The 18402-nt window shown below is 54.9% G+C and carries 20 protein-coding genes and 2 tRNA genes; 12 read left to right on the top strand and 10 right to left on the bottom strand.

Annotated features, from left to right (window positions below; translation table 11 throughout):
• Nucleotides 1-283: 283 nt before the first annotated feature.
• Complete coding sequence (gene purR, locus IMQ56_RS06650) at nucleotides 284-1309, top strand: HTH-type transcriptional repressor PurR (protein ID WP_003857634.1); 1026 nt, start codon at nucleotides 284-286, stop codon at nucleotides 1307-1309.
• 17 nt (nucleotides 1310-1326) lie between these two features.
• Here purR and punR read toward each other — a convergent pair whose 3' ends face one another.
• Nucleotides 1327-2238, bottom strand: coding sequence for a DNA-binding transcriptional activator PunR (gene punR, locus IMQ56_RS06645; RefSeq protein WP_003857638.1), 912 nt, complete (start codon nucleotides 2236-2238; stop codon nucleotides 1327-1329).
• 113 nt (nucleotides 2239-2351) lie between these two features.
• Here punR and punC point away from each other — a divergent pair, with 113 nt between their 5' ends.
• Nucleotides 2352-3551, top strand: a complete 1200-nt coding sequence (punC, locus tag IMQ56_RS06640) for a purine nucleoside transporter PunC (protein ID WP_047726942.1) — start codon at nucleotides 2352-2354, stop codon at nucleotides 3549-3551.
• A gap of 298 nt (nucleotides 3552-3849) precedes the next feature.
• Nucleotides 3850-4998, top strand: coding sequence for a cyclopropane fatty acyl phospholipid synthase (gene cfa / locus IMQ56_RS06635; RefSeq protein WP_017384609.1), 1149 nt, complete (start codon nucleotides 3850-3852; stop codon nucleotides 4996-4998).
• A gap of 31 nt (nucleotides 4999-5029) precedes the next feature.
• Here cfa and IMQ56_RS06630 read toward each other — a convergent pair whose 3' ends face one another.
• Complete coding sequence (locus tag IMQ56_RS06630) at nucleotides 5030-5671, bottom strand: riboflavin synthase (protein ID WP_047726940.1); 642 nt, start codon at nucleotides 5669-5671, stop codon at nucleotides 5030-5032.
• Between the two features lie 225 nt (nucleotides 5672-5896).
• On the opposite strand from IMQ56_RS06630, the gene mdtK reads away from it, so the two are divergent.
• The 3 genes from mdtK to IMQ56_RS06615 all read left to right on the top strand — a co-directional run bounded on the left by mdtK (nucleotide 5897) and on the right by IMQ56_RS06615 (nucleotide 7581).
• Nucleotides 5897-7270, top strand: a complete 1374-nt coding sequence (mdtK, locus tag IMQ56_RS06625; protein ID WP_017384611.1) for an MdtK family multidrug efflux MATE transporter — start codon at nucleotides 5897-5899, stop codon at nucleotides 7268-7270.
• A gap of 153 nt (nucleotides 7271-7423) precedes the next feature.
• Nucleotides 7424-7500, top strand: a tRNA-Val gene (locus IMQ56_RS06620).
• A gap of 4 nt (nucleotides 7501-7504) precedes the next feature.
• A tRNA-Val gene (locus IMQ56_RS06615) sits at nucleotides 7505-7581 on the top strand.
• A gap of 179 nt (nucleotides 7582-7760) precedes the next feature.
• Here IMQ56_RS06615 and IMQ56_RS06610 read toward each other — a convergent pair.
• The 3 genes from IMQ56_RS06610 to IMQ56_RS23115 all read right to left on the bottom strand — a co-directional run bounded on the left by IMQ56_RS06610 (nucleotide 7761) and on the right by IMQ56_RS23115 (nucleotide 8906).
• Nucleotides 7761-8231 carry an Hsp20 family protein gene (locus IMQ56_RS06610; RefSeq protein WP_026080712.1) on the bottom strand — a complete coding sequence of 157 codons (471 nt, stop codon included), beginning with the start codon at nucleotides 8229-8231 and terminating at the stop codon, nucleotides 7761-7763.
• A gap of 172 nt (nucleotides 8232-8403) precedes the next feature.
• Nucleotides 8404-8604 (bottom strand): cell surface composition regulator GlgS, encoded by a 201-nt coding sequence (gene glgS / locus IMQ56_RS06605; RefSeq protein ID WP_026094313.1) that lies wholly within the window; start codon nucleotides 8602-8604, stop codon nucleotides 8404-8406.
• A 179-nt stretch (nucleotides 8605-8783) separates the two neighbouring features.
• Nucleotides 8784-8906: a hypothetical protein gene (locus IMQ56_RS23115; protein WP_255353781.1), complete on the bottom strand. Its 123-nt coding sequence runs from the start codon at nucleotides 8904-8906 to the stop codon at nucleotides 8784-8786.
• A gap of 749 nt (nucleotides 8907-9655) precedes the next feature.
• On the opposite strand from IMQ56_RS23115, the gene IMQ56_RS06600 reads away from it, so the two are divergent.
• Entirely contained in the window at nucleotides 9656-11251 is a 1596-nt protein-coding gene (locus tag IMQ56_RS06600; RefSeq protein WP_196063609.1) for an FAD-NAD(P)-binding protein, read from the top strand.
• Nucleotides 11252-11279: 28 nt separating this feature from the next.
• Here IMQ56_RS06600 and IMQ56_RS06595 read toward each other — a convergent pair whose 3' ends face one another.
• Together IMQ56_RS06595 and IMQ56_RS06590 are read right to left on the bottom strand one after the other, a co-directional pair.
• The gene (locus tag IMQ56_RS06595; RefSeq protein ID WP_015570694.1) at nucleotides 11280-11915 is read right to left on the bottom strand and encodes a carbonic anhydrase; all 636 of its coding nucleotides are present in this window, start codon (nucleotides 11913-11915) and stop codon (nucleotides 11280-11282) included.
• Nucleotides 11916-11987: 72 nt separating this feature from the next.
• The gene (locus IMQ56_RS06590; protein WP_017384617.1) at nucleotides 11988-12770 is read right to left on the bottom strand and encodes an MBL fold metallo-hydrolase; all 783 of its coding nucleotides are present in this window, start codon (nucleotides 12768-12770) and stop codon (nucleotides 11988-11990) included.
• Between the two features lie 125 nt (nucleotides 12771-12895).
• Between IMQ56_RS06590 and IMQ56_RS06585 the strand changes: the two genes are divergently transcribed.
• Nucleotides 12896-13036 (top strand): hypothetical protein, encoded by a 141-nt coding sequence (locus tag IMQ56_RS06585; RefSeq protein ID WP_003857665.1) that lies wholly within the window; start codon nucleotides 12896-12898, stop codon nucleotides 13034-13036.
• A 59-nt stretch (nucleotides 13037-13095) separates the two neighbouring features.
• Here the strand turns inward: IMQ56_RS06585 and IMQ56_RS06580 are convergent, their stop codons facing one another.
• Nucleotides 13096-14502 carry a DUF1996 domain-containing protein gene (locus IMQ56_RS06580; RefSeq protein WP_196063608.1) on the bottom strand — a complete coding sequence of 469 codons (1407 nt, stop codon included), beginning with the start codon at nucleotides 14500-14502 and terminating at the stop codon, nucleotides 13096-13098.
• A gap of 144 nt (nucleotides 14503-14646) precedes the next feature.
• Complete coding sequence (locus IMQ56_RS06575) at nucleotides 14647-14814, bottom strand: hypothetical protein (protein WP_032653328.1); 168 nt, start codon at nucleotides 14812-14814, stop codon at nucleotides 14647-14649.
• Between the two features lie 244 nt (nucleotides 14815-15058).
• Between IMQ56_RS06575 and IMQ56_RS06570 the strand changes: the two genes are divergently transcribed.
• Genes IMQ56_RS06570 through IMQ56_RS06555 form a run of 4 tightly spaced genes read left to right on the top strand, consistent with a single transcriptional unit; the run spans nucleotide 15059 to nucleotide 18122 of the window.
• Nucleotides 15059-15889, top strand: coding sequence for an ABC transporter substrate-binding protein (locus IMQ56_RS06570; RefSeq protein WP_044488997.1), 831 nt, complete (start codon nucleotides 15059-15061; stop codon nucleotides 15887-15889).
• Nucleotide 15890: 1 nt separating this feature from the next.
• On the top strand, nucleotides 15891-16706 hold the full coding sequence (locus IMQ56_RS06565) for an amino acid ABC transporter ATP-binding protein (RefSeq protein ID WP_017384620.1): 816 nt from the start codon (nucleotides 15891-15893) through the stop codon (nucleotides 16704-16706).
• Nucleotides 16706-17452 carry an amino acid ABC transporter permease gene (locus IMQ56_RS06560; protein WP_023303553.1) on the top strand — a complete coding sequence of 249 codons (747 nt, stop codon included), beginning with the start codon at nucleotides 16706-16708 and terminating at the stop codon, nucleotides 17450-17452. The genes IMQ56_RS06565 and IMQ56_RS06560 overlap by 1 nt, the downstream gene beginning before the upstream one ends.
• Nucleotides 17436-18122, top strand: coding sequence for an amino acid ABC transporter permease (locus IMQ56_RS06555; protein WP_015570700.1), 687 nt, complete (start codon nucleotides 17436-17438; stop codon nucleotides 18120-18122). The genes IMQ56_RS06560 and IMQ56_RS06555 overlap by 17 nt, the downstream gene beginning before the upstream one ends.
• Here the strand turns inward: IMQ56_RS06555 and fumD are convergent.
• On the bottom strand, nucleotides 18103-18312 hold the full coding sequence (gene fumD, locus IMQ56_RS06550; protein ID WP_003857676.1) for a fumarate hydratase FumD: 210 nt from the start codon (nucleotides 18310-18312) through the stop codon (nucleotides 18103-18105). The genes IMQ56_RS06555 and fumD overlap by 20 nt on opposite strands.
• Nucleotides 18313-18402: the final 90 nt, after the last annotated feature.

Genomic DNA, 18402 nt, shown 5'->3' with positions numbered 1-18402 from the left:
TTATTCACCCTACGAAAAGTGAGCTTGCTCATTTTTACACAGTTCAGGTCAAAAATCTTCCAGGATTTAAGCGGATATCCACTTTACCTCTTCCCCTTTTCATCAAGATAGGACAAAATTCCACGCTAAATTTATTAGCGTACCGGCCACTGACCCCCTCCTGACGTCCTGTGTCGTTTTCCCGGCGTGTCGCAACTCATGTTTGCGTGATAAGGGTGAGAGAAGGCAAACGTTTACCTTCAATTTTTTCAGGAGCTTAGGATATGGTCTGGAGTGACATTTAATGGCAACAATTAAAGACGTAGCAAAACGCGCAAACGTTTCCACTACAACCGTATCACATGTTATTAACAAAACGCGTTTCGTCGCTGAAGAGACGCGTAATGCCGTCTGGGCGGCAATCAAAGAACTGCACTACTCGCCAAGTGCCGTCGCCCGCAGCCTGAAGGTTAATCACACCAAATCGATTGGCCTGCTGGCCACCAGCAGTGAAGCGGCCTACTTTGCTGAAATCATCGAAGCCGTTGAAAAAAACTGCTTCCAGAAAGGCTATACCCTGATTCTGGGCAACGCGTGGAACAACATTGAAAAACAGCGCGCTTACCTGTCAATGATGGCGCAAAAGCGCGTCGACGGCCTGCTGGTTATGTGTTCTGAATACCCTGAGTCGGTCCTTTCCATGCTGGAAGAGTATCGCCACATTCCGATGGTGGTCATGGACTGGGGCGAAGCGCGCGCAGACTTCACCGACTCTGTTATTGATAACGCCTTTGAAGGCGGCTACATGGCGGGGCGTTATCTGGTAGAACGCGGTCATCGTGAAATTGGCGTGATCCCGGGACCGCTGGAGCGTAACACCGGAGCTGGCCGTCTGGCCGGTTTCATGAAAGCGATGGAAGAGGCGCTGATCACCGTGCCGGAAAACTGGATTGTTCAGGGCGACTTCGAGCCGGAGTCGGGCTATCGCGCCATGCAGCAGATCGTCTCCCAGCCGCATCGCCCTACCGCGGTGTTCTGCGGCGGCGACATCATGGCGATGGGCGCGCTCTGCGCGGCGGATGAACTCGGCCTGCGCGTCCCGCAGGATATCTCGGTGATCGGCTATGACAACGTGCGCAACGCCCGCTTCTTTACCCCGGCGCTGACCACCATTCACCAGCCGAAAGATTCGCTGGGTGAAACGGCCTTCAATATGCTGCTGGACAGGATCGTCAACAAGCGTGAACAGTCCCAGTCCATTGAAGTCCACCCGCGCCTGATTGAACGCCGTTCCGTTGCGGACGGTCCGTTCCGCGACTACCGTCGTTAATATCATTACGGGGCCAGCTATGCTGGTTCCCGCAACCACTCCCGGTTCAGCGTTTCGCTGTCGCCCAGATAATCCAGCAGCCAGGCCATGGCGGGCGAGACGTCGTTTTGCTGCCACGTCAGACAGCACGCGGCATCCGGGAAGGGGTTTTCCAGCGTCAAGGCCACCCACTCTCCCGCATCGATGCGCGGGCGCGCAAAATGCACCGGCACCATGCCAACGCACAGCCCCGCGCTCAGACAGGTGGCCGACGACTCCCAGTCCGGCGCGACCACGCGGCGCTGATTATCCAGCAGCCAGGTAATGCGCTTGGGCAGCGAGCGGGAGGTATCTTCCAGCACCAGCGAGGGCCAGTTGCGTAAGGTGTCATCGCTCAGCGGACCTTCCAGCGCCGCCAGCGGGTGATCGCGTGCGACCACGCAGGTCCAGCTCAGCATGCCCATGTCGCGAAACGCGTAGCGCCCCCCAACCGGGATCGCCTGGGTTGCACCAATCGCCATCTCCGCCCTGCCGTCCGCCAGCGCATCCCAGACGCCGTTGAACACTTCCTGCGAAACACGCAGTTCGACGTCGGAAAAATGACGATAGAAATCGACGATCATCTGCCGGGTCCGCTCCGGCTTAACGATGTTATCCACCGCGATAGCGAGATGCCCGCGCCAGCCGTTGGCGATCTGCTGGCACTGCTCACGGGTGATCTGCATTTTTTTGATAACAGACCGCCCTTCCTTCAAAAACCACGCTCCGGCAGGCGTGAGCTCCACGTCGCGATGGCGCCGCTCGAACAGCGGGACCGCCAGCCACGCTTCCAGCTGGCGCACCGTATAGCTGATAGCCGAGGGAACGCGATGCAGCTCCTGGGCGGCACCGGTAAAGCTGCCGTTACGCGCCACGGCATCAACCACTTCAAGGGAATAATCTGACCACATATTTAGCCTGCAAAATTTTTGAATGCACCCGCCAAATATTAGCGTTTCACAAGCCGCTTTGCACTCCCTACACTCTGCGCCAACGTACACCTGCCTCCTCAGGAGAAAAAACAGTGCAACCCAGGAAAGGATTTTTAGTCTGGCTCGGCGGCTTAAGCGTGCTGGGCTTTTTGGCGACCGATATGTATCTGCCCGCGTTCGCCGCGATGCAGGAAGATTTGCAAACCCCTGCCGCCGCCATCAGCGCCAGTTTAAGTTTGTTCCTCGCCGGCTTTGCTTTTGCGCAATTGCTGTGGGGGCCGCTCTCGGATCGTTTCGGCCGTAAGCCCGTCCTGTTGTTGGGTCTGGCGATTTTTGCCGTAGGCTGTCTGGGCATGCTGTGGGTCCGCGATGCCGCCTGGCTGCTGGCGCTGCGCTTTATTCAGGCGGTCGGCGTCTGCGCCGCAGCGGTGACCTGGCAGGCGCTGGTGACCGATTACTACCCCGCCTCGCGCACTAACCGCATATTCGCCACTATTATGCCGCTGGTCGGCCTGTCGCCGGCGCTTGCCCCGTTACTGGGCAGCTGGATCCTCGCGCATTTCGACTGGCAGGCTATTTTCGCCACGCTCTTTGCTATTACGCTGGTCCTGATGCTGCCTGCTTTCGGGCTTAAACCTGCGCATAAAAAAGAGACGCATCCGGACGCAAAGCCCATCACCTTTACCTCTTTACTGCGGTCGAAAGCCTATCGCGGTAACGTGCTGATTTATGCTGCCTGCTCTGCCAGCTTCTTTGCCTGGCTGACCGGTTCGCCGTTCATTCTGCATGACATGGGCTACAGCCCGGCGGCTATCGGCCTGAGCTATGTACCACAGACCATCGCCTTCCTGGTGGGTGGCTATGGCTGTCGCGCCGCGCTGCAAAAATGGGAAGGCCAACAGATGCTGCCCTGGCTGCTGGTTTTGTATGCGCTAAGCGTGATTGCGACCTGGGCTGTCGGCTTTATTCCCGGCGCCGGGCTTGCAGAAATTTTGATTCCGTTCTGCGTCATGGCGATCGCTAACGGGGCCATCTACCCTATTGTTGTAGCCCAGGCGTTGCGTCCATTTCCGCAGGCGACAGGCCGCGCTGCCGCGCTGCAAAATACCCTGCAACTTGGCCTGTGCTTCCTGGCAAGTCTCGTGGTCTCTGCGTTGATTGCAACCCCGCTGCTCACCACTACCAGCGTGATGCTGGTCACCGTTGCGCTGGCGGGTTTGGGCTATCGCATGCAGTCCTCAGCCCATCGCGAGCAGAGTGAAAACGCGCATACAGAAACGTCGCACGCCTGATTGCGCGGGAAACTATGTTAAATACCAGTGATTAGGTTGCTAACAATTTTCTGTTGAATCACCAAATTTTGCGGCCTATACTAAATTTGGTTCGATTAAATACGATAAATATTAAGTGTTAACGGGAGCCGGAGCGCTCCCGTTTTACCATTGAAGGCATTTCGGCAAGGGTTATCTCCCTTCCTCTGTTCTACGTCGGATATTAGCCTCGCGGGCATTTACCGTGAGATTTCTCACAAACCAAAAAAGCGTCTACGCTGTTTTAAGGTTCTGATCACAGCAAGGTGATGGAGAAGCTATGAGTTCATCGTGTATAGAAGAAGTCAGCGTTCCGGACGATAACTGGTCCCGGATCGTCAGTGAACTGTTGGGACGTGCGGGCATTACGATTAATGGCTCATCCCCCTCCGATCCCCAGATAAAGCATCCCGATTTTTTCAAACGCGTGTTACAGGAGGGGTCGTTAGGGCTGGGTGAAAGCTATATGGACGGCTGGTGGGAGTGTGAGCGGCTGGATATGTTCTTCTCCAGCGTATTACGCGCCGGTCTTGAAAAACAGCTCCCTCGTCATTTCAAAGATACCTTACGCATTGCCTCCGCCCGCCTGTTCAATCTGCAAAGTAAAAAACGGGCGTGGATCGTCGGTAAAGAGCATTACGACCTGGGCAACGATCTGTTCAGCCGTATGCTCGATCCTTTAATGCAGTACTCCTGCGGATACTGGAAAAAAGCGACGACCCTGGAAGAGGCGCAGCAGGACAAGCTGCAACTGATCTGCGATAAATTGCAGTTACAGCCCGGTATGCGTGTGCTGGACATCGGCTGTGGCTGGGGTGGTCTTGCCTGGTTTATGGCGAAAAATTACGGCGTCAGCGTAGTCGGCGTCACGATTTCCGCTGAACAGCAGAAGATGGCGCAGGAACGCTGTCTGGGTCTGGATGTTGATATTCGGCTTCAGGACTACCGCGACCTGAACGAGCAGTTCGATCGCATTGTTTCCGTAGGTATGTTCGAGCACGTGGGGCCGAAGAACTACAAGACTTACTTCGAGGTCGCCGATCGTAACCTGAAGCCTGAGGGAATTTTCCTGCTACACACCATCGGCTCTAAACGCACCGATAACAATGTGGATCCCTGGATCAACAAATATATCTTCCCGAATGGCTGTTTACCCTCTGTTCGCCAGATTGCGAACGCCAGCGAACCGCATTTTATTGTGGAAGACTGGCATAACTTCGGCGCAGATTACGACACCACCCTGATGGCCTGGCATGAACGTTTCCAGGCTGCATGGCCTGAAATCGCCGACAACTATTCGGAACGATTCAAACGGATGTTTAGCTATTATCTGAATGCCTGTGCGGGCGCGTTCCGTGCGCGGGATATACAGCTTTGGCAGGTGGTGTTTAGTCGTGGGATTGAGCACGGTTTGCGTGTGGCTCGCTGAAAAAATAACCCCGGTTAACCGGGGTTATTTTTTATTCTTCTTCCATGGTTTTAATTATCGCCGCCTCTTTCGCCGCCAGTACGCGCTCAACGGTATCCACGACCGCCTGGGTCTGGGGATCAATTTCGATATTTACGCGCTGCCCTAGTTTTTTTGCGCCAAGCGTAGTACGTTGCAGCGTTTCAGGAATTAAATGCACGCAAAAACGCGTTGGCGTCACTTCACCGACGGTCAGACTAATCCCATCGATGCCAATAAATCCTTTATAAAGGATGTATTTCATTAATGACGGATCCTGCACCTTAAACCAGATTTGACGGTTATTTTCCGAGGTCACGATTTTCGCCACTTCTGCGGTGGTCATAATATGGCCCGACATCAGATGCCCGCCAATCTCATCGCTGAATTTCGCCGCGCGTTCCACGTTGACGATATCTCCCACCACCAGCTCACCCAGGTTAGTGATACGCAGCGTCTCTTTCATTAAATCAAAGCTAATCTGGTTATCGTTAATTTCGGTCACCGTCAGGCAGCAGCCGTTATGCGCTATCGACGCCCCGGTTTCAATGCCGTCGAGCATATATTCAGGCAGCTCAACTACGTGAGTGCGGAAATTCGGTTTTTCATCAATGGACACCACTTTGGCAGTGCCCTGCACAATACCAGTAAACATGCTTACAGCTCCTGTTCATTCCGAACGGCGATGACACCGTATAATCCCACCACAATAACAGTTGAAAAAACAGGTTGCCAGTGATGCGCAATTTCTGGCGATTTTTTCACTAGATAATTAGTTAAACCCCGCTACAATAGCTGGCATCCCTCTGTTTTTTCTTCTTGCTGCCAGTAACGGCGGCCTTTTTAGTCTCTCAAATAACTACAATACAAAGGTGTTCACGTGCAGAAGTATATGATCGAAGCGCGTCAGTTATTGGCACTGGCCATACCGGTGATCGTCGCGCAGGTAGCCCAAACCGCAATGGGATTTGTGGATACGGTAATGGCCGGTGGTTACAGCGCCACCGATATGGCCGCCGTGGCGATCGGAACCTCAATCTGGCTTCCGGCCATTCTTTTTGGTCACGGCCTGCTGCTGGCGCTGACGCCCGTTATCGCGCAGCTTAACGGCTCCGGTCGACGCGACCGCGTGGCCCATCAGGTGCGCCAGGGCTTCTGGCTGGCCGGGGGTGTCTCCGTCCTGATTATGATCGTCCTGTGGAACGCCGGGTATATTATTCGCGCCATGCATAATATCGACCCGGCGCTGGCGGATAAGGCGGTCGGTTATCTGCGCGCCCTGCTCTGGGGCGCGCCCGGCTATCTGTTCTTCCAGGTGGCACGTAACCAGTGTGAAGGGCTGGCAAAAACCAAGCCGGGCATGGTGATGGGCTTTATCGGCTTGCTGGTGAACATTCCCGTGAACTATATCTTCATTTACGGTCATTTTGGCATGCCGGAACTCGGCGGCGTGGGCTGCGGCGTGGCAACGGCTGCGGTGTACTGGGTGATGTTCGGCTGTATGCTCACCTACATTAAACATGCGCGATCCATGCGTGACATTCGTAACGACACCTCGTTCAGCGCACCTGACTGGACGCTCATGACCCGTCTCATTCAGCTGGGGTTACCCATTGCGCTGGCGCTGTTCTTCGAAGTGACGCTGTTTGCCGTCGTCGCCCTGCTGGTCTCGCCGTTAGGGATTATTGATGTCGCAGGACACCAGATCGCCCTGAACTTCAGCTCTTTGATGTTCGTCCTGCCGATGTCCCTGGCTGCCGCGGTGACGATTCGCGTGGGCTTCCGTCTGGGGCAAGGCTCGACGCTGGACGCGCAAACGGCAGCCCGCACCGGCCTCGGCGTCGGCGTCTGCATGGCAGTCTGTACCGCGCTCTTTACCGTGCTGTTGCGTGAGCAAATTGCCCTGCTCTATAACGACAACCCGGAGGTAGTGACCCTGGCCTCGCATCTGATGCTGCTGGCGGCCATTTATCAGATCTCTGACTCCATCCAGGTGATTGGCAGCGGCGTGCTGCGTGGGTATAAAGATACGCGTTCCATCTTCTTCATCACCTTTATCGCTTACTGGGTGCTGGGTCTGCCGTGCGGGTACATTCTGGCGCTCACGGATCTGGTGGTGGATCGCATGGGGCCAGCCGGATTCTGGATGGGCTTTATCATCGGCTTAACGTCTGCGGCCATTATGATGATGCTGCGTATGCGCTTCCTGCAACGTCAGCCGTCTGCGGTAATTTTGCAGCGCGCTGCACGTTAATGACACAGTAGCCGCCGGCTGGCGGCTACTTTCTCTTCACTTTGCGCGGTAATGAAGCAATCGCGTGAAATCAGAGAGAAAAATGCATTTTCCCTCTTGCCACCTTGGGGCTGTGCCGCTAATATTCGTCCCCGTTGTCACCGACAACACAATGCGTTCATAGCTCAGTTGGTTAGAGCACCACCTTGACATGGTGGGGGTCGTTGGTTCGAGTCCAATTGAACGCACCATTTTGCGTCTGTAGCTCAGTTGGTTAGAGCACCACCTTGACATGGTGGGGGTCGATGGTTCGAGTCCATTCAGACGCACCAATCTGTTTTCTCGCACATTTCATTCCCGTTCAGCCTCATGCAGAGGCAGCAAACCTTTTAAGCACATCGAAAGTGACCTCCAGCCCGCGCGTGCAGCGAAAGAGCGGAATGGCATAAGCCCCATCAGGTTAGCAAAACGCCCGGCGTTTGCCGGGCGTGAAAACAACGTAAGTCAATGATTACGGCTTATGTTCAATCGCCGGGTTGTTGTTGATGGCGATGCGCTGCGGTTTCTCTTCTTCCGGGATATCCTGGTGTAATTCAATCGCCAGCAAGCCGTTTTCCAGCGAAGCGCCGGTTACTTTCACATGCTCCGGCAGACTATAGCTGGCCCGGAAGTCGCTGCGGCTGATACCCCGATGGATCCACCCTTCTTCGCCGTTTTCGGTTTTCTCTTCTTCACGTTTACCGCTGATATTCAGCTGACCGCCAACGGTTTCAATTTCCAGTTCGCTCTCTTTCCAGCCCGGCACGCTGAGCGTCAGTTCATAGCGGTTATCACCCACCCGCCGGATATTGTAAGAAGGCGTGGAGGGCAACGGCGTACTGCCGGTTAGCTGGCTAAAAAGGCGATCGATACGGTTAAAACGGTCCGCAAACAGAGAGTCGGAGAGATCGTTCAACATGGGAAAAGCTCTCAGAGTCATCATGTACCTCCTGAACAGTAAAAAAGAATATTCAAAAAGTTCATGTCTTACGGGCAGATATTCCTTACCCGCTTTCTATATGAGGTTACCGCACAATCTTTCAACCTCAGGAGCCTGCAAAATGTAGCTGGAACCTAAAAAAAGCAACGGGCCGTTAAGCCCGTTGTTCGTTACTTCATCGCAATTCTATCACTCTCGCCCGCTCAGCCTGCTTTCGGTAGTGATCATATCGCTCCCGGAACCATGCCTGCTGTTCATTACTCATATTGCCGGTCACGGCATCGATATCAACTGGCTGACCCAGGACGTACATACGGGCAAAACTGCGTGCCAGAAAATCAAAATTCTTTAATGCGTTTATATCTTGTCGCTTCATTAGCATATCCCTCCAGTCATTGTGATTACTGTTCAAGGTCATATGCTTTTCTGATCTCAGTATCCGCCTGAAAAAGATCGTTTTTTGAGCGATGCGTGCGCATCCATCTGCCAGTGTTCACATTTCAGGAACGACAAAACTCTTCAGCCCTGGTCATGATTTTCCCTCCCTTTTATCACTCATGCAGAAAGCATAAACGCCAGCCATGCAGTAAGTTCGCCATGTAGCCGGAAGGTGCGAACGGCATGCTTTAATGCCAGACGCTGTAACAGGTCGCCCAGCGCGTTCAGGTGGGTTTCCACCTGCAAGCGTCTTATCAGTTCGAATAACAGACAAAGAACGTTTACACTGGCGGATTAATACTGATTTCCTGAACAAACGGGTAAATGGGTGAATCCGGGCTTGTTGGCCATATAGAGAAGGGCGCATGTAGGTTGCCGCGGTTGTGTATCGAACTGCGCATTGTTTTCTCCAACACGCTGCTCCTGGCCTTTCACGGCTGTTTTCTTTTTCGTCTGCGCTTGCCTGGCGGAGGGGGAGGGTTTTACCTGCCGGGGCAGTTCGGAGGCACCATAACATGAACAGAATCGCTTCGACTGGCTCAGACTTCCGTCATTGCAGACAAAACGACCATCCGATGTACAGTGTGCTATGCCATCTTTTGAGCCCGAGCAGGGCTGTCTTCCACGGGCGGCATCAGCCTGCATGTTAAAAAGTACACTGACCGTAAGATGGAGAATTCTCCTGATAAAATCAGCTGGTTCTCCTCACTGACGCTGTGCAGGTCAAGCCCGCCGGCGAAGTTACCGTACTTTTTAACCCCCATCACATACAGATAATCGTTAAACCTGGGACCAAACAGTCTTTCCTTTCAGAAATCAGGCAGAATCATATCTAATCAGCCAGGGTCAATTGAATTGACCTTCCCATAAGTTCAGGAAGGGGCGCAACATCCCCTCTTCAAAACGTCTTAATTTTTTCCTTCATTGAATGATTTAACCTTTCTCCTGCTACGCTTATTTTATGGTTCAGAAATGCAGGAACGCTTTCGATGAAAAAAATCGCCATTATCGGCTCAGGTCCAACAGGGATTTATACCTTTTACTCACTTCTTAACAACGCAGCACCGCTTTCGATCACCGTGTTCGAAAAGGCAGACCAACCCGGTGTCGGGATGCCCTACAGCGACGAGGATAATTCCCGGCTGATGCTGGCGAACATCGCCAGTATCGAAATTCCGCCCATTTTTATTACCTATCTCGACTGGCTCAAACAGCAGAGTGCGGCCCATCTTGCCCGCTATAACGTCGACAGTGAGAAACTGCACGACCGGCAATTCCTGCCGCGTATTCTGTTGGGTGAATATTTTCACGATCGGTTTCTTGCCGTCGTTGCTGAGGCGAAAAAGTCGGGCTTTCATGTCGAGGTGCACCCCAACGCAGAAGTCACGGATATTAAGGCTGATGCAGACGGCGTGGCCCTTTCAGTGAACGATGCCCCTTTCTCAAGGCGGTTTGATCTTGCGGTTGTTGCCACCGGCCACGTCTGGCCTGATGAAGATGAAACCACCCGCGCATATTTCCCAAGCCCATGGTCAGGGCTGATGGACGCGGAGGTCCGAGCCTGTGAGGTGGGGATCATGGGTACCTCCCTCAGCGGGCTGGACGCTGCAATGGCGGTTGTGATGCAGCATGGCCGGTTTAGCGGGGAGCAGTTCGTTGTCAATAAAGGCAGCGAAGGGTTAAATATCACCCTGATGTCCCGCACGGGCGTTCTGCCGGAGGCCGACTTCTACTGCCCTATCCCTTATGAACCGCTGTCCGTGTTAACGGAGTCTGTGGCGGAGAGCGAAATCGCCAAAGGCCCGGAAGGGCTGCTTGACCGCATCTTTGCGCTGATGGTGAAAGAGCTCGAGCTGGCCGATCCGCGCTGGTGCCAGGCGATATCGCTCGGTACGCTGAATGCCGACACGCTTCGTGATGTCTGGTTTGAGGATCGTAAAAAGCATGGCCCTTTCACCTGGGCCGAAGCGAATCTGAAAGAAGTGGAGCGCAACAAGCGCGAAAAACGCACCGTTGACTGGCGCTATACCGTGCTTCGTCTGCATGAAGTGGTTCAGGCCATCGTCCCTTCACTCAGTGAGCATGACAGAGAGCGGTTTAAATCCGGGCTGGAGCGTGTGTTTATCGATAATTATGCCGCCATTCCACCGCAGTCTATCCGCCGTTTACTGGCGCTGCGCGAGGCAGGGATCATTAGCGTGGTCGCACTCGGTGATAATTACGACCTGGATATCGGCAGCGATCAGACCGTCATCACCACGGCAGAAAAGCGTTACCGCTTCGACGTGTTTATTGATGCGCGCGGGCAAAAGCCACTCAGAAACAAGGACATTCCCTTCCCCACCCTGCGTAAACAGCTTGCGGAAACCGGCGATGACGTCCCGGACGTGGGGGAAGACTATACGTTGCTGGCGCCTGCATCACTGCGGGGGCGCATCGCTTTTGGGGCGATCCCCTGGCTGATGCACGATCATCCCTTTGTTCAGGGTTTGTCTGAGTGCGCTGAAATTGGTAAAGCGATGGCGAAAGCGGCTGGAAAACCTGCGTCGGGCGTGCGAAGGAAGTTACCATTCATGGAATTTTAACAGAGCTTCCCTGCCCTGCGGGGTCGGGTTACTCGAAGAAGACGTCCGGGTTTTCCGACAGCGACACGAACGATTTAGTGTTCTTGTCCAGGGCAAGGATTTTGCCGCTTTCGATGTCATATACCCAGCCGTGCAGGCGAATGGCGTTGTTGCGCAGGCCTACCGCCACCGACGGATGGGTCTTGATATTGCTCAACTGCGCAAAGACGTTCTCCTGCACCATCGCATTCACCTTATCGATTGGCTTATCCCATGTTTTCTTCTCAACCACCGCTTTTGCCGCATCAGAATAGCGCAGCCAGTGGGAAACGGCCGGCATCGGCTCCAGATCGGCGTTGTCAGCAATCGCCTTCATTGCGCCGCAGTTGGAGTGGCCGCAAATAACGATATCGGTCACGCCCAGGGCAACAACAGCATATTCGATGGTCGCAGAGACACCGCCAGGCTCCGGCCCGAACGGAGGCACAATGTTGCCCGCGTTTCGAATGACAAAGAGCTGTCCTGGCTCCTGTTGCGTAACCAGTTCCGGAACCAGACGGCTGTCGGAGCAGGAGATGAACAGCGCTTTGGGATTCTGACTGGACGCTAAACTACGAAAAAGCTCTTTACGTTGCGGGAAAATCTCTTTTTGAAAGCTGAGAAAACCTTCAATGATATGTTGCATAGCCATTTCTCTTTTATCTGTTTTAGTTTAGGTATGATCGCGATCACACTCGTAAAATTTAACCACCGCGCCTTAGCCGAGACAAGCAATATATTTCTGGCCCGACCGCTGCACGATCTCATCCGCGTTCGCGGGGATGTTCTGCCCTTCAAAGGCCCCGTACAGGCGCTGGTACGTTTTCCCTGTCAGTCGACCAATCACCGACTCAACGGTGCGGGCAGGCAGCGGCAGCATATTCGGATAACTCCACATAAACGACACGGCGTCCTTACCGGGCGTAACCTGCAAAATATCACCGGCCAGCAGCACGCCGTCGCCAGACTGCCAGTGCAGCACCGTGCCGCCTGCAAAATGCCCGCCCAGCCGCAGAAGAGTCACCAAAGGCATAATCTCCAGGGCGTCCTCCTCCCAGAAGCGTATCGCCGGGCTGTCACGCATCACCCACTGCCGATCGCTGGCGTGCAGGTAGATCGGTGCGTTAAACGCCGCGGCCCACTCCTGCATGGTGGTGTAGTAATGCGGGTGCGAAATCGCGATCGCGCTGATCCCCCCGAGCGCGTCAACTAACGCTCTGGTCGCCGGGTCAAGATTGGCGATGCAGTCCCACAGAACATTGCCCTGTGGCGTACGCAGCAGAAGCGCCCGCTGGTTGATGGCAAAAGAGGGAACAGTTTTGATGCTGAACAGCTGCGGCTCCAGCTGTTGCCATTTGTTGGTGTGCGTGGTCGTAAGGCTGTCGAAGTCCGTCCATGTCTGGCCCGTCACCGGGACATACTGGCGCTCATCGTCGCAAATCGGGCAGTTTTTGGGCTGTTCATCGTAAGCGGTACCGCAGGTTTTACAGAGTGTAATCATCGGCTTTCCTCAGCAATAAATCACTGAGTATGGCAGGGATTATCCATATGTGCTGAGGGGTGCCTGGCCCGCTTTTTTTGACTTATACTATGCCAGTATCAAAAACTGAATAACGCAGGTGGCACATGGAAATTGATCTCGATAACTTAGTCTTTAACGGGCTGGATGAAGCAGAAGAGCGCAACGCGGAACGTCTCGACGATGCGGATAAAAAAGCCCAGGCGATTGTCGCCGATGACGACTGCGGCGATGCCTGCAAGATCTGAAGAAAAAGCACCGGGCTCCCCGGTGCTTTTTTTTTATGAATGCCTTTTGCTACCCGCTATCAGATCTCCGGCGTTTTGCTAAACCCGGTCAGCATCAGGATCAGGCTTTGGGGAGATGACCCCGTCTCAAACTGATAGTGATTTCCCTGACGATCGCCGCCGATATACCACGAAATGTCGGTTTTCCCTTCTGCCAGCGCCTTGCGCACCGCTTTATCCACGTCCACCATCCGGTATTCCCGGGAGTGGTTCAGGTACAGCACCGCATCCGAGCGATAGTTGCAGGACGGTCGTGACTGCCAGCTCACGGTGGCCGGTTCCCAGTCGTTACTCGCCGGATAGAAGAAGATTTGATCCGCGCCGTCAGTTTCCACTTTCCCGCCATAAATTCTCACGCGGTATTTAAACTTGGCAGGATCCTGTCCGACAGGCAGCGGAGGGATGTTGAACTTCACCAGCGACAATGTTTCGCTGTTTTTCGTGCGTCCACCGTTCTTCCAGTTATCCTGCACCAGTAAGACCTGGGGATCGGGCTGTGAAAGTGCCGGTTCCATGCTGCTGAGCCAGACGTTAGCCTTCGCTTTTGAATAACCATACGGCACGGTGGTGCCGCAATCCATTCCCCGGTTCATGCACAGGTCGGTCATAAATCGCGCGGCATCTTCCGTCCAGCCGTTCATGAAGTCAGCATGCGCCGTATACAGGCTCCCCCACCGCTCTTCACGCTCACTGCCATGCATGATGGGGTCGAGGGAAAGCTGGACTTTGCTGGTATCCAGAGAGCTAATTGTCGGAAGCACGTACGCAATATTCATGTTCACCGTCGGGATCTTCACCGGGAAGGCGGACGGACACTGTCCTTTCGTATCGTAGGTGGCGTTAGCCAGGCCGTGGGCGGGCTTCAGGTTGACCCCGTCCCAGCAGTTCGGGAACTGAATGCCGATATTAAACTGCACGGCATCCTTCGCCTTGCGTAAGCCGCAGACTTCACCCGTTCTGGTGGTGTAGCCCTTGCCATTGGCGCATAAAAAGGTGATATGCGGATTTGGCGCGGTGCCGCGGTGATCGCCCGCCAGCAGCGACAGCCCCGCCGGGAACGGATGAAGCGGCCAGGCGTCAACGTTCGATGCCTGATAATAGGTTTTTTGATAGGCGGGTTTGACCACCGTTCCGTCCGGCAATTTTAGCGACGGAGCCCAGTAGGCCGAGCTGTCTGCTTTGTTATCGCAGGTGGTCTTTTCCTGGGTACGCAGAGATTCACGGCTGGAGTAAGCATCCGCGTGCACGTTACCAAAAAAATCGTGCAGCATAGCCTCATTGGGCATGCCGAACATCATAATGGCATCATCGCCGAGGGTGTGGGAATAACTGCATACAACATGCGCCTGTGGACCAGCGTGTGCCGCCTGCATGGTAAGCAGAAGTGCGGAGGCAGAAAGCGCGGGGGTTAATACTGTCCGTTTCATTATTATCTCCATCTGTGAAAGGAGATAGTGGTAACAAAACGGCCATCATATACCGAGGATTAGCCTGGGTATTATTCCCTTCATCCTCGCTTTACAGACACCACGCACAGCTCATCCCAGTACATTTCGCGCGTCCGGCGCAGTTCAGCGTGACGTTTTATCATGGAACCACTCCGGGTCGATGTTGGCTACGTCCACGCCATACAGGCTGGCGACAGGCAGTATTGACTCAAGAACACGTTGCGCGCTGTTCTCCGCATTCACTGGTCGGGGCGCAAAAAACCGCCGTAACGTGCTTATCCATTTTTTCATCGTCATTACCCTTCTCGCTTAACCTGTCCTCAGTTAAACACCCAAATTGCGCCCGGGGAAATATCAAAATCCACTGTCGATGTGCAGGATCTGCAAATAGCGCCCCGCCGTCTGCTCTCTTCTTTAACACCTTGTTCACTCATGCTTTTTTTCTCATAGCAAAGAACGATTTCTTATTTGGCGATAGCTTTCCCTTATGGGAGCGTAACGGGGTAAAACAAAAACAACGGGATGGCGTATGACTATGGCTGCAAAAATGAAAGGGTTTAAAAAACGGGCGCAGGTTCTGGGATTAGTGGCAGCCTGGGGCCTGGTTTCAGCGCAGGCGCAGGCCGATCGGCTGGCGGATATCAAGGCAGCAGGCGTGGTGAAAGTGGCCACGTTTGATGCCAATCCACCCTTTGGCTCGATTGATGCCAAAACGCATGAGATCGTGGGTTACGACGTGGACTTCGCCAAAGCGCTGGCGAAATCGCTCGGCGTCAAGCTTGAACTGGTCGCCACTAATCCGGCTAACCGTATACCGCTGCTACAGTCCGGTAAAGCGGATCTCATCGTGGCGGATATCACGATCACTCCGGAACGCGCACAGGTCATTGATTTCTCAACGCCTTACTTTGTCACCGGCCAGCAGTTCCTGGTTCCGGCAAAATCACCGGACAAGCTTGATGACTATAGCCGGGCACGCATTGGCGCCGTAAAAGGTACGACGGGTGAACAGGCGCTGCACCAGCGTTTTCCGCAGTCCCGCGTCCTCTCTTATGATGATATTCCGCTGGCGCTGACGGCACTGCGCAATGGCAACGTGCAGGCCATTACCCAGGACAGCACCATTCTGGCCGGTCTGCTGGCGCAGGCGCCGGATAAAGCCGACTTCAAAATCCTGCCCGACCTGCTCAGTAAAGAAGAGATTGGCGTGGGGGTGAAAAAGGGTGAAACGGCGCTGCTGAAAGCCGTTAACGATGAACTGGTAACCCTGGAGAAAAACGGCCAGGCGGCAAAAATCTATGACGTCTGGTTCGGTCCGGGCACCCCAGCTCCACAGCCTCGTAACTTTAAAATAGAAGCCCGGTAATATGCTCTCAGGTTTATTTTCACGCTCCGCGGCCAATGCCGCGGATTTTTCACTTCTGGAACAGGCCAGCGTTGAGTTTCGCCATGTGGACAAACGCTACGGCGATCATCCGGTTTTAACCGACATTAACCTCACCATCATGCCGGGTGAAGTGGTTGCCATTCTCGGCCCTTCGGGTTCCGGAAAATCGACCCTGATTCGGCTTATCAACCAGCTTGAGAGCCTGAGCGGCGGGGAGATTCTGATCGACCACAAGCCGACCGGACAGCTTTCCGGCAGCAGGCTACGTCAGTTACGCAGCCGCGTCGGGTTTGTGTTCCAGCAGTTCAATCTCTATGCCCACCTTACCGCCAGTCAGAACATCACCCTGGCACTGGAGCACGTTCACGGCTGGAAACCCCTGCCTGCCCAGGAGCGCGCGCTGGCGCTGCTGGAGAAGGTCGGCATGCTGGAGAAGGCGCACCGCTTCCCCGCTGAACTTTCCGGCGGACAGCAGCAGCGCGTGGCGATTGCCCGTGCTCTGGCCTCGTCGCCGCAAATCATTCTCTTTGACGAGCCGACGTCGGCACTCGACCCGGAAATGATTGGCGAAGTGCTGTTTGTGATGAAAACCCTCGCGCACAGCGGGATCACCATGATTGTCGTTACCCATGAGATGCAGTTCGCCCGGGAAATTGCCGATCGAATCGTCTTTATCGACGGCGGAAAAATTCTGGAAACCGCGCCCCCGGCGCAATTTTTCAATCAACCGTCGCATCCCCGTGCGAGGCGTTTCCTGCAAAAAGTGCTGGATCCGCTGCATCAGGAGCAACTGTAATGCCCGCTCTGGACTGGCAGGGGGTGCTGGCCGGACAGCCCCTGCACTGGATCCTCTCCGGATTTCTCACCACTCTGTGGGTGACGCTGGCGGGGATTATGCTGGCCAGCCTGCTCGCCTTGTTCTTTATGCTTTTGCGGCTTTCCGGGGGACGTTTCGGGACATTGATCGTCAGCTGCTGGGTATCGCTGTTTCGCAATACGCCGCTGCTGGTACAGCTGCTGTTCTGGTATTTCGCCGCCTGGAACGGGTTGCCGCAGGGGCTGCGTGACGCGGTGAACGCAGACCACAGCTGGTCCATTTTACCCGGTGACGTCTGGTGGTTTACGCCAGAGTTTTTATGCTCCGCCTGGGGGTTAGGCGTCTTTACCTCGGCGTTTTTAATTGAAGAAGTGGAATCGGGGCTGCGTTCCGTACCTGCCGGGCAACGGGAGGCGGCGCTCGCTCAGGGATTTTCCTCATGGCGTCTGTTTCGCTACATTCTTCTGCCACAGGGGCTCGCTAACGCGTGGCAGCCCGTCGTTGGCCAGTACCTTAACCTGATGAAGCTCTCCTCGCTCGCGAGCGGGATTGGCTTCGCCGAACTGACCTACCAGGTCCGCCAGATAGAAAGTTACAACGCCCATGCACTGGAAGCCTTCACCTTCGGTACGGTGCTCTACTTGCTTACCGGGATGGTGACGGGAAGCGTGCTGGTGCGCCTCGGCCCCCATTCAGGGAGGAAAAATCATGATCCCCGGATTTAACGTTATTGTCGAAAACCTGGATTATCTGCTTTGGGGACGTGCGGCTGCGGGAGAACCCGGCGGCGTACTGCTCTCACTGCTGATGGCCGCAGGCGCCGCCGCGCTTGCCCTGCCCGGCGGGATTGTGCTGGCTTGCGTCGCCTGGCGCTATCCCGGCGTGGTGCGCAGTGCGCTGTTTGCATGGGCAGAGTTGATTCGCGGGATCCCCCTGATCTTCGTGATATTCTGGATGTGGTATCTGCTGCCACTGATAACCGGCAGGGATCTCCCGGGCGCGACGACCGTCACGCTGGCGCTGGCCTGGTTTACCGCGGCTGCGGTGATGCATTCGGTGTTAGCCGGACTGAGAGCCCTGCCGTCGGGCCAGAATGAGGCCGCGCTTTCTCAAGGGTTCAGTACGCAGCAAACGCTGTGGCGCGTGCTGCTGCCGCAGGCGCTGAGAAATATTCTGCCGTCGCTGGTGGGGATTTTTATCAGCCTGCTGAAGGATACGTCGCTGGCGTTTATCGTGAACGTTCCTGAACTGACCACGGTGGCGGGACAGATCAACAACCGGGTGCAAATTTACCCGGCGGCCATTTTTATCTTCACGGGTGTGATCTATTACCTGCTCTGCTGCTCGCTTGAGCTGCTCGCGAAGCGCTGGCGAGTTAGCCGGCCAGCGCTTTAACCACCGTTTCCATCGCTTTGGTGGTCAACTCACTGCGCTTAACGCGCTGGTTCGCCAGCGCGGTACGCAGAACGCCCGCAATGACAATATGTTTCGGCTCCTGCCCTAAATCACGCATTTCGAGAACGACCTTGCCTACCACCCGACACATCTCCTGGTACAGCGCTTCGTCTTTGGTCACATTGCCCATTGCCATCACTCCGTTGCCCTAAACCGTCAGCTTAAATCATTCGTCGGCTGGATACAAAAAAGAAGCCCGGCGTGTAGTTCGCCGGGCTTC

The organism is Enterobacter sp. Res13-Sevr-PEC09-46 (assembly GCF_015672585.1).
Taxonomy (GTDB): domain Bacteria; phylum Pseudomonadota; class Gammaproteobacteria; order Enterobacterales; family Enterobacteriaceae; genus Enterobacter; species Enterobacter hormaechei_C.
The sequence above is the reverse complement of the archived record's forward strand: the minus strand, read 5'-3'. Positions and strand labels throughout refer to the sequence as shown.

Bases quoted from the DNA above. Each gene is read 5' to 3' on its own strand.
- IMQ56_RS06595 (WP_015570694.1), bottom strand. From the start codon at position 11,915: ATGCAACATATCATTGAAGGTTTTCTCAGCTTTCAAAAAGAGATTTTC.
- purR (WP_003857634.1), top strand. From the start codon at position 284: ATGGCAACAATTAAAGACGTAGCAAAACGCGCAAACGTTTCCACTACA.
- IMQ56_RS06570 (WP_044488997.1), top strand. From the start codon at position 15,059: ATGGCTGCAAAAATGAAAGGGTTTAAAAAACGGGCGCAGGTTCTGGGA.
- punR (WP_003857638.1), bottom strand. From the start codon at position 2,238: ATGTGGTCAGATTATTCCCTTGAAGTGGTTGATGCCGTGGCGCGTAAC.
- IMQ56_RS06590 (WP_017384617.1), bottom strand. From the start codon at position 12,770: ATGATTACACTCTGTAAAACCTGCGGTACCGCTTACGATGAACAGCCC.
- IMQ56_RS06575 (WP_032653328.1), bottom strand. From the start codon at position 14,814: ATGAAAAAATGGATAAGCACGTTACGGCGGTTTTTTGCGCCCCGACCA.
- IMQ56_RS06560 (WP_023303553.1), top strand. From the start codon at position 16,706: ATGCCCGCTCTGGACTGGCAGGGGGTGCTGGCCGGACAGCCCCTGCAC.
- IMQ56_RS06555 (WP_015570700.1), top strand. From the start codon at position 17,436: ATGATCCCCGGATTTAACGTTATTGTCGAAAACCTGGATTATCTGCTT.
- cfa (WP_017384609.1), top strand. From the start codon at position 3,850: ATGAGTTCATCGTGTATAGAAGAAGTCAGCGTTCCGGACGATAACTGG.
- glgS (WP_026094313.1), bottom strand. From the start codon at position 8,604: ATGAAGCGACAAGATATAAACGCATTAAAGAATTTTGATTTTCTGGCA.
- IMQ56_RS06565 (WP_017384620.1), top strand. From the start codon at position 15,891: ATGCTCTCAGGTTTATTTTCACGCTCCGCGGCCAATGCCGCGGATTTT.
- IMQ56_RS06600 (WP_196063609.1), top strand. From the start codon at position 9,656: ATGAAAAAAATCGCCATTATCGGCTCAGGTCCAACAGGGATTTATACC.
- IMQ56_RS06630 (WP_047726940.1), bottom strand. From the start codon at position 5,671: ATGTTTACTGGTATTGTGCAGGGCACTGCCAAAGTGGTGTCCATTGAT.
- IMQ56_RS06610 (WP_026080712.1), bottom strand. From the start codon at position 8,231: ATGATGACTCTGAGAGCTTTTCCCATGTTGAACGATCTCTCCGACTCT.
- IMQ56_RS06585 (WP_003857665.1), top strand. From the start codon at position 12,896: ATGGAAATTGATCTCGATAACTTAGTCTTTAACGGGCTGGATGAAGCA.
- IMQ56_RS06580 (WP_196063608.1), bottom strand. From the start codon at position 14,502: ATGAAACGGACAGTATTAACCCCCGCGCTTTCTGCCTCCGCACTTCTG.
- fumD (WP_003857676.1), bottom strand. From the start codon at position 18,312: ATGGGCAATGTGACCAAAGACGAAGCGCTGTACCAGGAGATGTGTCGG.